The 11101-nt window shown below is 65.8% G+C and carries 12 protein-coding genes; 7 read left to right on the top strand and 5 right to left on the bottom strand.

Going from position 1 to position 11101, the window contains the following annotated elements; all coding sequences use genetic code 11:
• Positions 1-216 precede the first annotated feature (216 nt).
• From hfq to mgtE, 4 genes are all read left to right on the top strand, one after another.
• Positions 217-465, top strand: a complete 249-nt coding sequence (hfq, locus tag B2W55_RS07580) for an RNA chaperone Hfq (RefSeq protein ID WP_006020546.1) — start codon at positions 217-219, stop codon at positions 463-465.
• An 11-nt stretch (positions 466-476) separates the two neighbouring features.
• Positions 477-1871, top strand: a complete 1395-nt coding sequence (hflX, locus tag B2W55_RS07575) for a GTPase HflX (protein ID WP_024584175.1) — start codon at positions 477-479, stop codon at positions 1869-1871.
• Positions 1872-2042: 171 nt separating this feature from the next.
• Entirely contained in the window at positions 2043-3080 is a 1038-nt protein-coding gene (locus tag B2W55_RS07570) for an FAD-dependent oxidoreductase (RefSeq protein WP_200894389.1), read from the top strand.
• 160 nt (positions 3081-3240) lie between these two features.
• Positions 3241-4611, top strand: a complete 1371-nt coding sequence (gene mgtE, locus B2W55_RS07565; protein ID WP_024584173.1) for a magnesium transporter — start codon at positions 3241-3243, stop codon at positions 4609-4611.
• Positions 4612-4617: 6 nt separating this feature from the next.
• Here the strand turns inward: mgtE and B2W55_RS07560 are convergent, their stop codons facing one another.
• On the bottom strand, positions 4618-5505 hold the full coding sequence (locus tag B2W55_RS07560) for a LysR family transcriptional regulator (protein WP_029879962.1): 888 nt from the start codon (positions 5503-5505) through the stop codon (positions 4618-4620).
• A gap of 127 nt (positions 5506-5632) precedes the next feature.
• On the opposite strand from B2W55_RS07560, the gene B2W55_RS07555 reads away from it, so the two are divergent.
• Complete coding sequence (locus B2W55_RS07555) at positions 5633-6604, top strand: hypothetical protein (protein WP_024584172.1); 972 nt, start codon at positions 5633-5635, stop codon at positions 6602-6604.
• Here B2W55_RS07555 and mazG read toward each other — a convergent pair.
• Positions 6596-7435 (bottom strand): nucleoside triphosphate pyrophosphohydrolase, encoded by an 840-nt coding sequence (mazG, locus tag B2W55_RS07550; protein WP_024584171.1) that lies wholly within the window; start codon positions 7433-7435, stop codon positions 6596-6598. The two genes, B2W55_RS07555 and mazG, sit on opposite strands and share 9 nt — an antisense overlap.
• A 128-nt stretch (positions 7436-7563) precedes the next feature.
• Between mazG and queC the strand changes: the two genes are divergently transcribed.
• Positions 7564-8292, top strand: coding sequence for a 7-cyano-7-deazaguanine synthase QueC (gene queC, locus B2W55_RS07545; RefSeq protein ID WP_024584170.1), 729 nt, complete (start codon positions 7564-7566; stop codon positions 8290-8292).
• 217 nt (positions 8293-8509) lie between these two features.
• On the opposite strand, the gene B2W55_RS07540 is transcribed toward queC, so the two are convergent.
• The 3 genes from B2W55_RS07540 to nthA are packed head-to-tail and all read right to left on the bottom strand — an operon-like array spanning position 8510 to position 10172.
• Positions 8510-8887 carry a nitrile hydratase accessory protein gene (locus B2W55_RS07540; protein ID WP_024584169.1) on the bottom strand — a complete coding sequence of 126 codons (378 nt, stop codon included), beginning with the start codon at positions 8885-8887 and terminating at the stop codon, positions 8510-8512.
• Positions 8887-9546: a nitrile hydratase subunit beta gene (gene nthB / locus B2W55_RS07535; protein ID WP_024584168.1), complete on the bottom strand. Its 660-nt coding sequence runs from the start codon at positions 9544-9546 to the stop codon at positions 8887-8889. Before nthB ends, B2W55_RS07540 begins: the two co-directional genes overlap by 1 nt.
• Entirely contained in the window at positions 9543-10172 is a 630-nt protein-coding gene (nthA, locus tag B2W55_RS07530) for a nitrile hydratase subunit alpha (protein WP_024584167.1), read from the bottom strand. The genes nthB and nthA overlap by 4 nt, the downstream gene beginning before the upstream one ends.
• A gap of 74 nt (positions 10173-10246) precedes the next feature.
• On the opposite strand from nthA, the gene B2W55_RS07525 reads away from it, so the two are divergent.
• The gene (locus B2W55_RS07525; protein WP_024584166.1) at positions 10247-11053 is read left to right on the top strand and encodes an enoyl-CoA hydratase/isomerase family protein; all 807 of its coding nucleotides are present in this window, start codon (positions 10247-10249) and stop codon (positions 11051-11053) included.
• Positions 11054-11101: the final 48 nt, after the last annotated feature.

The raw sequence follows: 11101 nt of genomic DNA, 5'->3' as shown, positions 1-11101 counted from the left end.
ATATTCGTCTCTTTCCCCGCCCTTTCTTAGAAATGCCACCGTGTTCCTACCGACTGTTACGCGAACCGGCTTGCCTTAAAACCGCGCGTAGCCTCTAATCCTACCGCTACGCCTGCCAGAGGGGGATCTCAGGGCAGGCGGGCAGCCGGAGGAGGCTCCGTCAGAGAGCAGCAACCGGTTCAATAAAAAGAAGCACAAGCTTGCGGGACAAAAACAATGGCGGCAGACCGCGCACAAAATCTACAAGACACCTTCCTTAATCACGTTCGTAAGACAAAAACGCCACTGACGATATTTCTGGTCAACGGAGTCAAGCTGCAGGGCATTGTCACTTGGTTCGACAATTTCTGCTTGCTGTTGCGGCGCGATGGTCATTCGCAGCTGGTCTACAAGCACGCAATCTCGACCATCATGCCTGGGGCTCCGATTCAGCTGTTCGAGGGTGGTGAGGACGCACCGGCTTGAGAGTGAAGTGATTGGAACCCTTCGATCGTGAAGGGGGCGCCGAGCGGACCAAGTCTAGGCCCGGGTCGGCGGGGGACACTGGCACCGGGCGGGTGATCGTCATCGGCCCGTACCTGCGCACGCGCCGCGGCGACGGCGATGCGCAAACGGAGTCCTCTGTCCGCGACTATGAAGCGCGAATCGAGGAGGCCGCCGGCCTTGCCGGTGCGATCGATCTCACCGTGGTGGAATCGGTCATCGCGCCGATCAGCCAGATCCGGCCTGCCACCTATCTCGGCAAGGGCAAGGTCGAGGAGATCAACGGCCTCGTCGCCAGCAACAAGGTCGAGCTTGTGGTGATGGATTGCGCGCTGTCGCCGATCCAGCAGCGCAATCTCGAGAAGGCCTGGAGCACCAAGGTGCTCGACCGCACCGGCCTGATCCTGGAAATCTTCGGCCGCCGCGCCAAGACCAAGGAGGGCGCGCTGCAGGTCGAGCTCGCCCATCTCAACTACCAGCGCAGCCGTCTGGTGCGGTCCTGGACCCATCTCGAGCGCCAGCGCGGCGGCTTCGGCTTCATGGGTGGTCCCGGCGAGACCCAGATCGAAGCCGACCGCCGCCTGATCAGCGAGCGCATCACCAAGCTCGAGGGCGAGTTGAAGAAGGTGCAGGCGACGCGACGGCTGCACCGCGCCGGCCGCCAGCGCGTGCCTTACCGTGTGGTGGCGCTGGTCGGCTACACCAATGCCGGCAAGTCGACCCTGTTCAATCGGCTGACCCGGGCCGACGTGCAGGCAGCCGACATGCTGTTCGCCACGCTCGACCCGACGCTCCGCGCGCTCAGCCTGCCGCATGGCGGCAAGGCGATGCTGTCGGACACCGTCGGCTTCATCTCCAATCTGCCGACCCAGCTGGTGGCCGCGTTTCGCGCCACGCTGGAGGAGGTGCTGGAGGCCGACATCATCCTGCATGTCCGCGACATCTCGCACGAGGATGCCGAGGCGCAGGAGCGCGATGTCGAGGGTGTGCTGCGCCAGCTCGGCATCGATGCCGACGCCGACGGCGGCCAGCGCATCATCGAGGTCTGGAACAAGATCGACCGTTTCGATCCCGAGGAGCGGGACAACCTCCGCAACATCGCCGCGCGCCGTCCGCCGGAGCGGCCGTGTTTCCTGGTCTCGGCCGTGACCGGCGAGGGGATCGACGCATTGTTGACCGCGATCGAGGATCGCCTCGCGGCCAAGCGCATCACGCTCGATCTGTCGATCGACGCCGCCGATGGCGCCGGGATCAGCTGGCTGCACCGCAATGCCGAGGTCCTGAGCAAGGAGCTGCGTGGCGAGCGGTTCGACATGACCGTGCGCGTCGACGAGACCAAGCGCGACATCGTCATGTCACGATTCGATGCTCTGCCGCACGGGACGTAGCGTCCCGGAAGTCCGCTGCGGCAAGGGGGATCGATGTTCAATCGTCGAAGGTTTCTCGGCGGCGGCCTGGCGAGTGCCGCTGTCGCTGGGATTTCAACACGTGGGGCCGCCGACAACGCTGGGTTCGTCGACGCCCCCGCGCTCCGGCCGGTCCTTGCGCGGCCGGACCGCATGTTCCGCGTCACCGTGTGCCTGCGCCCCTTCCGCGCCGCCGGACCGCGCATCGAGGCGGAATGGATCGACACGAAATATGTCGTCCACAACTATGGCCACGGCGGCAGCGGCTGGTCGCTATCCTGGGGCGCCGCACAGGAGGCGGTGCCGCTCGCTCTGCAATTGAGCACGCGCAACATCGCGGTTCTCGGCGCCGGCGCGATCGGCCTGACCACCGCGATCACGGCCCAGCGGATGGGCGCCACCGTCACGATCTACGCCAAGGAGCGTTTCCCTCAGGTGCGCTCGGCGCGCGCGACCGGGGACTGGTCGCCGGATTCGCGCATCGCGATGGAGGCCGACGTCGCGCCGGACTTCGCCGACCGCTGGGAGCGGATGGCGCGCACCACCTTTGCCAGCCATCAAAGCTATCTCGGTCTTGCCGGCAATCCGATCGAATGGACGGACCGCTATCTGCTATCCGACGATGCTCCCGATGCCGACGGCCGTCCGCACCGGCGTCAGCATGCCGCGGCTGACGGCCAGAAGAAATTCCTCGAATTGCGCGGCCGCATCCGGTCGCTCACGCCGCGCTGGGACCTGCTGGCCGCCGGGTCGAACCCGTTTCCCGCGCCATATGCCTGGAAGAGCGCCTCGCTCACCTACAACGTCACGGATCTCTACCGTGAGCTCGAGGCGGAGTTTCAACGCGCCGGAGGACTGTTCGTGCCGATCGAGCTGCACGCGCCCTCCGATCTTTCGAAGATCCGCGAGACCGTCATTGTCAATTGCACCGGCTACGGCGCCCGTGCGTTGTTTCGCGACGAGAGCATCGTTCCGGTGCGCGGCCAGATCGCCTGGCTGATCCCTCAGCCGGATGTCAGTTACGGCGTCTTCTACCGTAACCTCAGCGTCCTCGGCCGGCGCGACGGCATCGTCGTTCAGCCGGTCGGCGAAAACGACTATTTCGGCTTCAACGACGACAACGAAACGCCTGACTACGCCGCCGCGCGCCAGGCGGTGGAAGACGCGGCGAAACTGTTCAGCCGGGCCTGACACCGGCCCCTTCGGCGCGCGACCCGGCACCCCCTGCAATGTGACGGTGCCGTGACACGGCCTCACTGCGGTGGGCCTGCGACGTGCCGCCGCACTTTCCGTTTGAAATCTGCGCCGCCTTGGTTCATTGCGCTGCTGGACGCAAAGGCGAGGGCAATCGATGCAGGACTCCAGCGAAATCAACACGAAGGAGATGCTCGCCGGCCAGAACGGGGATCTTGCCCATGCGCGAGCCCCCGAGATCGTCGATGCCCTCAACGCCCGGGAACCGGCGGACGCCGCCAAGTTGCTGCGCTCGCTGCCCGCTGAGAAGGCAATCGAGGTGCTCGACCTGCCCGGGCTCGACAACACCTGCGAGATCCTCGCCGAGCTGCCGCAGGACGCCGCCGTTTCCTTGCTATCCGGCGTCTCCGACGACCGCGCAGCCGACATCTTCAAGGAACTGGTCGAGCCGCTGCGCACCACGCTGCTGAACGGCCTCAATCCGGAGACCCGCAACGTCATCTCGGGGCTCTTGGCCTATCCCGAGCGCAGCGCCGGCAGCATCATGACGACCGAGTTCGTCAGCGTGCCCGCGAACTGGACCATCGCCGAGGTGCTGCATCACATCCGGATGGTCGAGCGTACCCGCGAGACGGTCTATTCGATCTTCGTGGTCGATCCGGTCAAGAAGACCCTGATCCAGGCCGTGCCGCTGCGCCGCCTGATCTCGGCCGACCCGCACGCCAACGTCCTGACCGCGGCGCCGGCGCGGAAGCCACTGATGATCTCACCCGAGGCCGACCGCATGGAAGCGGCGCGGCTGATCTCGCGCTACGATCTGCTGGCCGTCGCGGTGGTCGATGGCCCAGGCCATATCCTCGGCATCGTCACGGTTGACGACGTGATCGATGCCATCGTCGAGGAATCGACCGAGGACGCCCAGAAGTTCGGCGGCATGGAGGCGATCGACGAGCCGTATTTGCGGATCGGCTTTGGCGAGATGATCAAGAAGCGCGCCGGCTGGCTGTGCGCGCTGTTCCTGTCGGAAATGCTGACCGCGACCGCGATGCAGTCGTACCAGAGCGAGCTCGAGAAGGCGATCGTGCTCACGCTTTTCATCCCGCTGATCATGAGCTCGGGCGGCAACTCCGGCTCGCAAGCGACCTCGCTTCTGATCCGCTCGCTGGCGCTGCACGAGGTGCGGCTGCGCGACTGGTGGCGCGTCGCGGTGCGCGAACTGCCGACCGGCATCGTGCTCGGCTCCATCCTGGGCCTGATCGGCATTGTCAGGATCACGGTGTGGCAGACGATGGGCCTGTTCGACTACGGCCCGCATTGGGTGCTGGTGGCCGCCACCGTCGGCGCAGCCCTTGTCGGAATCGTCACCTTCGGCTCGCTGTGCGGATCGATGCTGCCGTTCATCCTCAAGCGCATCGGCTTCGATCCGGCGAGCGCATCCGCGCCGTTCGTCGCGACGCTGGTCGACGTGACGGGGCTCGTGATCTATTTCGGCGTTGCCGCTGTGATCCTGCGTGGGACGCTGTTGTAGGCGCCCTCACGCCGCGAACAGCCTGCTGGCCGCAAAATCGATGAAGGCGCGCAGCCGCGCCGAACCGTAGCGGCCGGCCGGCCAAAGCAGCCAGAATGCGGCTTGGATCGCCTCGGCCGGCAACACGCTGCGCAGCCGCCCGGCGTCCATCGCATCGCGCATCAGGAAATCGGGAGCCCAGGCGAGGCCGAGGCCCGCGATCGTCGCCGCGCGCACCGCTTCGATATTCGAGCAGATGACATGCGGTGGCGTGTCTTCGACCGCAGCATGCATGCCGCTGGCGAAATGCCATGGTTGCAGCACGTCCGTATCGGGATGGCGAAAGCGGATCAGGCGATGCGCCGACAGCGCGGCGCGATCGCGAGGTTCTCCGTATGCGGCGAGGTATGACGGCGCGGCATAAACCGACAGCAGGAACGGCGGCAGCTTGCGCGACATCATGCCGGAATCAGGCTGGGCGCCGCTGCGGATCGCGAGGTCAAAGCCCTCCGACACCAGGTCCCTGATCCGGTCATCGAAATCCAGATCGAGCCGGATTTTCGGATGCGCCCGTGTGAAATCCTCGAGATGCGGCGACAGGAAACGATAGCCGACGGCCGGAAGGCTGATGCGCAGCAGGCCCTGCGGCTCGCCGGCCGATGCGGACAGCAATTCGGTGGTCTCGCGCCAGTCGTCTTGCAGCCGCCGGGCGCGGGCGAGCAGCAACTCGCCCTCGGGCGTCAGGCTGACCCGCCGCGTCGTGCGCGTGAACAGGCGCACGCCGAGCTGCGCCTCGAGCGCGGCGATGGCTTTTCCGGTTGCGGATGGCGATAGCCCGAGCTTTCGCGCGGCGGCCGCGAAGCTCAGCGTCTCGGCGACGGTGACGAAGGTAGCGAGTGATGGAGGATCTTCCATGGCGGCAGATTAGCGAATTCCGGTCGCTGATGTCGCGAGTTTCTGCCCGATGATCGGCGGCCACCGGTTTTCTATGCTCGTTTCCATTGAATTCACCGAGGCGCGAACGATGGCACGAGAGTCCTACATGGATCATGCAAGCTACCAACTGAGCGGATTTGTCGACGGCGTATGGCATCCAGAGGACCTGGTCGAGCTGCCGGGAACGTCTTGGATCATCGTCAGCTGCATGCGATCTGCGGTCCATGCCGGCGGCCTCTTCAAGGTCGATACCGTGCGGCCATCACACGCCACGGAGCTGCGTTGGGCGCCTGCCGCACAGCAGGCGCGGCTCGGACCTGACGTCTTCGATCCGCACGGAATCGCGGTGCGGCGCCTGGCCGATGATGCGTTCGAGCTGTTGGTGGTCGATCACGGTGGCGGCGAAGCAATCGACCGGCTGGTGCTCGAGCTCGACGAGGAGGGGCCTTTCGTTGCAGCGGGGGAGCGGCTGGTGCAGCCGCCGCGGACGTCGGCGAACGCAGTGGCGCATCTGCCGGATGGCGGCTTCGTCATGACCAGCATGTTCGATCCGACCGACCGCGAGTTGTTGTCGCGGTTTGCCCGCGCCGAGCCGACCGGGCAGGTATGGCGCTGGTCGCAGGCCAATGGCTGGAGCCGCTTCGGCGATCAGCCGATGTCCGGCGCCAACGGCATTGCCGTGTCGCACGATGGTTTCGTCATCGTCTGCGAATGGGCCGCGCGTCGGATCTGGCGGCTCGACCACGACGGTCGGGCGGTCACGAGCGCCGCGATGGATTTCCTGCCGGACAATTTGCGCTGGACGGCCGATCGGCGTCTTCTGCTCGCGGGGCAATCCACGCGGCCGGAGGTCCTGTTCGGCTGCGAAGCGCGCGGCGATCGCTGCCCGCTGGCATTCAGGGTCGGTCGGCTCGATCCGGTCAGCCTCGCGTTCGAGTCCCTGATCACGATGGACGAGGCAGGCGCGGCAGCCGAGGGCTTTGGCGGCGCGACCGGAGCCATACTGGTTGGCGAGCAAATCTGGGTCGGAAGCTTCACCGGTCAGCGGATCGGCGTGTTCAGCCCACGATCATCGTGAGGCGTCATCGGCCGGCCTTGTCGCGGACTTCGCCTCGTTCCACAACGCATCCATCTCCTCCAGCGTTGCGTCGTCGAGCGAACGGCCCTTCGCCGCCAGCGCCTTCTCGATATAGGCAAACCGACGCTCGAATTTGGCGTTGGTCGCGCGCAACGCCGTCTCCGGGTCGGCGTCGACGTGGCGGGCGAGGTTGACCAGCGCGAACATCAGGTCGCCGGTCTCCTCGGCGATCTCCTGCCTGTCGTTGCGGTCGAGCGCGGCTTCGATCTCGTCGGCTTCCTCGCGAATCTTGGCGAGCACGGCGCGCGGGTCGTTCCAGTCGAAGCCGACGGTGGACGCCTTGCGCTGCAACTCGATCGCGCGGGCGAGCGGAGGAAGGCCCGCCTTCACGCTGGCCAGCAGCGATTTGTGGGCGGTCTCCTCCGGCGGCCGCCGCGCGGCGCGTTCGGCCTTCTCCTCGGCCTTGATACGCTCCCAGGCGCTCTTGACGCCAGCCGGCTGGATGTTGCCGTCCTTGTCGGCGAACACATGCGGATGGCGGCGGATCATCTTCGTCGTGATCGCCTCGACCACGTCGCCGAACGCGAACGCGTTCCGCTCCTCGGCCATCTGCGCGTGGTAGACCACCTGGAGCAGGAGGTCGCCGAGCTCGTCGCGCAGGTCCTCGAAATCGCCGCGCGTGATGGCGTCCGCGACCTCGTAGGCTTCCTCGATCGTGTAAGGCGCAATAGTCTCGAAGTTCTGGATGAGATCCCAGGGGCAGCCGGTCACCGGCGTCCGCAGCGCGGCCATGATCTCGATCAGGCGGGAAATGTCGCGGGAAGGGGTCATGGGACACCGGACTGTGAAGGGTAGAAGCGTTATGCCAAATCGGCCCCGCCGATCCCAGAAAAACGCGCCGGAATCACGGCGCTGTCCACCGATTGGCCGTGGCTTCCAGGAGTGGTAAAGCCCGTTCCATGACCCATCAGAACAATTCCGAGACGGCGCTGGTGCTGTTTTCCGGCGGCCAGGATTCCACCACCTGCCTTGCCTGGGCGTTGGACCGCTTTGCGCGCGTCGAAATGCTCGGCTTCACCTATGGCCAGCGCCACGCGATCGAGCTCGACTGCCGCGACCGCCTGCTGGACGGCATCAGGTCTGTGCGGCCGGATTGGGCGGCAAAACTCGGCGACAACCACACGCTCGCGATCCCGACGCTCTCGGAGATATCCGATACCGCGCTGACCCGCGACGTCGCCATCGAAATGGGCGCTGACGGTCTGCCCAACACCTTCGTGCCCGGCCGCAACCTCGTGTTCCTCACCTTCGCCGCGGCGCTGGCCTACCGGCGCGGCATCCGCCACATCATCGGCGGCATGTGCGAGACCGACTATTCCGGCTATCCGGACTGCCGCGACGAGACCATCAAGGCGCTGCGATCGGCGCTCAACCTCGGCATGGCCCGGGATTTCGAGCTGCACACGCCGCTGATGTGGCTCGACAAGGCCGCGACCTGGCGGCTGGCGCACGAGCTCGGCGGGGCAGGGCTGGTCGATCTGATCCGCGAACACTCCCACACCTGCTATCTTGGCGAACGCGGCGCGCAGCACGACTGGGGCTATGGCTGCGGCGAATGCCCGGCCTGTAGCCTACGCGCCAAGGGCTGGCGCGAATATGTCGCCCAGGGCGGCGGCGCCGATCGCTGATTTGCTCGACGCTACCGGTCCCAGCACTGCCTACAGCGCCGCGTCGCAGGGGCACGCCGCCAATATATTGAAAACAACCCCATGCAAAGCAGCCGTCCGCTGTCGGCGCTCGACAGGGATCGCTTGACACGTCGGGCAAATCAGCCGTATTTTTCGATTATTCAGAAGTCGCGCAGTTGATAGCCATATGCTTTCGCCGCGCCGACAGCTGTGAATGCTAAGCGAAATCCCCGGCCGTCAGCTCGATCGGCTTGCCGTGCGGGGTGCGGTCGGCGGCGCGGTCCCAGGCGTCGCGGTAGCGATGCAGCATGTCCTGCGTCGTGACGCCCTTGGCGGCGACGAGGTGTTCGAGTGTCGCCAGCCAATGCTGGTAATAGGTCTCGCCGGTGTCGGGATCGCCGGCCGCCTGCGCGCGCTTGATCTGGTCGGCAAGCGCAGCGGCCCACTCGGTCCAGGTGAACACGCCGCGGTCATGCAGCGTCAATGCCATCGCGAACGCCTGCGCTTCCCAGGGCGCACGAAACACCGGGCCGTCCTGGTCGCGGGGAATGCTGGAGACGGCGCTGGTCGCGCGTGCGGCGGCACCGGCCTCCATCAGACCGCCTCCAGATACGGTTCGAAGGCGTCGATCGAGACCTTGATGGTCGGATCGGAATCCGGTCCCCACAGCTCGCGTCCGTCGAACACGACGGTGTACAGCCATTGCGGATGCTCGCCGGCGTCGTTGGCCACCGTGTCGGGGAACACGTGACAGCCGTGATCACGCTCGACAATCCCGACATGACCTCGCACATAGCGCGGCAGCCGTGTGTGGGTCGCAGGATGAATGTTCTTGGCCCGTACGCGGTCGCCGGCCTTGAACTTCGCGGCCGCCGGTGCGGTGCGGCCGAACTTGCCGCGCACCATGATGCGCTCGATATCGGCAGTCGAGAACTTGCCGTGCTTGAGCGACTTCGCCGGCGCAACGGCATGCCCGGCGTCGACATCGTCCTTGGAGATATAGCCCTTGTCGAGCAGCAGGGCTTCGAGCCCGAGCAGCCACTTCTTGTAATAGGAGCTCGACAGATAGACCTGCGGGGGCAGGGTTTCACGATAGAACCGCGAGGCGTCGATGTTGAAGGCGCCGGCCGCGCCCATGGCGCGGACCATGGCCAGCACCCGCGATTCCCATTCCTCATGGAACATCGGCTCGTTCGGCTCGGGCTCGACCTTGCCGAACCCGTCCATGCCGCCCATGTCGTGGACGCCGTTCACGATGGCGCTCCCGGCGTCTTCGGAAATCCAGTGCCGATCATGGAATCACGCGTCACGAGCTCGGCGAGTTGCTCCTCACTCCAGCCCTCGGTGCCTGCGGGCCGCATCGGCAGCACCAGGAAGCGCGTCTCGGCGGTCGAGTCCCAGACCCGGATTTCCGTGTCCTTTGGCAGGCTGACGCCGAAATCGGCGAGCACGCCGCGCGGATCCTTGACCGCGCGTGAGCGATACGGCGAGGCCTTGTACCAGACCGGCGGCAGCCCGAGCATTTCCCAGGGGTAGCAGGAGCAAAGTGTGCAAACGACCATGTTGTGACGGCCAGGTGTGTTCTCGATCGCGACCAGATGGTCGCCGACCCGGCTGACATGGCCGAGGGTGCCGACCGCCTTGGTGGCGTCCTCGAGCAGGGCCTGTTTGAACCCAGGATCGCTCCAGGCCTTGGCGACGACGCGGGCGCCGTTATGCGGGCCGATCTTGGTCTCATAGGCCTGCACGATGGCATCGAGCGCCGCGGGCTCGATATAGCCCTTTTCGGTCAGGATCGATTCCAGCGCGCGGACGCGCAGTTCGGTCTCCGACAACTCGGAATGGTCGTGATCGTGGTGGTGGTGATCATGTTCGCTCATGCCCAGAGAATAGGCGAAACGGCCGTGTTATGTCGAGGCAAGCAGTACACAACAATGCGAGCAGGGAGGTATGCATGGCTGACTATGTGACGATTGAGAAGGGCCTCGGACCGGAAGGGCGAATCGCAGTGGTGCGGTTTGACCGCGGCGACGGCATCAACGCGCTTTCGCCCGACGCGCTGCGGCAATTGACCGATGCGGCGCGCAGCTTCGAGGATGACGGCGGGACCTCGGTGGTGGTGCTGACCGGCGGCAGCAAATCGTTCAGCGCCGGCTTCGACCTCAAGGATGCCGAGGGACGTTCGCGCCAGACCATGGATATCGGCGCGCTGCGCCGGCACCTGAAGCTCGGGCCGCGGCTGACGCGGGCCTGGCAGGACATGGAGCAGGTCACGATCGGTGCCATCGAAGGCTTCTGCGTCGGCGGCGGCGTGGCGCTGGCGGTGGCGCTGGATTTCCGGGTGATGGCGCGCGACGCGCATATGCGGGTGCCGGAGATCGCGCTCGGCATGAACATGAGCTGGCAAAGCGTACCGCGCATGCTGCACCTGATGGGACCGGCCCGCACCAAACAGGCGGTGATCCTGGCCGACGACCGGATCTCCGCCGACGAGGCCTGTCAATGGGGCCTGGTGGAGCAGCTGGCCGATCCCGGCAAGTCCTTCGAGGCCGCGATGGCGCTGGCGGCCAAGGTCGCCGCGCAGCCGCCGATCTCGGTCGCGATGACCAAGCTGACCGTCAACCGGCTGGCGCATGCGCTGGACGATCTCGCCAGCCACATGGACCTCGACCAGTTTGCGCTGGCGAGCCTGACCGAAGACCACAAGGAGGGCGTCGCGGCCTTCCTTGGACGGCGGCCGCCGCATTTCAGGGGGCGCTAGAGCATGATCCGGGAAAGTGCGAAGCGGTTTTCCGAAAAGATCATGCGC

The sequence above is a fragment of the Bradyrhizobium sp. UBA2491 genome, assembly GCF_002341725.1.
GTDB lineage: Bacteria > Pseudomonadota > Alphaproteobacteria > Rhizobiales > Xanthobacteraceae > Bradyrhizobium.
The sequence above is the reverse complement of the archived record's forward strand: the minus strand, read 5'-3'. Positions and strand labels throughout refer to the sequence as shown.

Coding starts and splice junctions, on each gene's coding strand:
- hfq (WP_006020546.1), top strand. CDS start 217: ATGGCGGCAGACCGCGCACAAAATCTACAAGACACCTTCCTTAATCAC.
- B2W55_RS07570 (WP_200894389.1), top strand. CDS start 2,043: ATGTTCCGCGTCACCGTGTGCCTGCGCCCCTTCCGCGCCGCCGGACCG.
- mgtE (WP_024584173.1), top strand. CDS start 3,241: ATGCAGGACTCCAGCGAAATCAACACGAAGGAGATGCTCGCCGGCCAG.
- B2W55_RS07560 (WP_029879962.1), bottom strand. CDS start 5,505: ATGGAAGATCCTCCATCACTCGCTACCTTCGTCACCGTCGCCGAGACG.
- B2W55_RS07555 (WP_024584172.1), top strand. CDS start 5,633: ATGGATCATGCAAGCTACCAACTGAGCGGATTTGTCGACGGCGTATGG.
- mazG (WP_024584171.1), bottom strand. CDS start 7,435: ATGACCCCTTCCCGCGACATTTCCCGCCTGATCGAGATCATGGCCGCG.
- queC (WP_024584170.1), top strand. CDS start 7,564: ATGACCCATCAGAACAATTCCGAGACGGCGCTGGTGCTGTTTTCCGGC.
- B2W55_RS07540 (WP_024584169.1), bottom strand. CDS start 8,887: ATGGAGGCCGGTGCCGCCGCACGCGCGACCAGCGCCGTCTCCAGCATT.
- nthA (WP_024584167.1), bottom strand. CDS start 10,172: ATGAGCGAACATGATCACCACCACCACGATCACGACCATTCCGAGTTG.
- B2W55_RS07525 (WP_024584166.1), top strand. CDS start 10,247: ATGGCTGACTATGTGACGATTGAGAAGGGCCTCGGACCGGAAGGGCGA.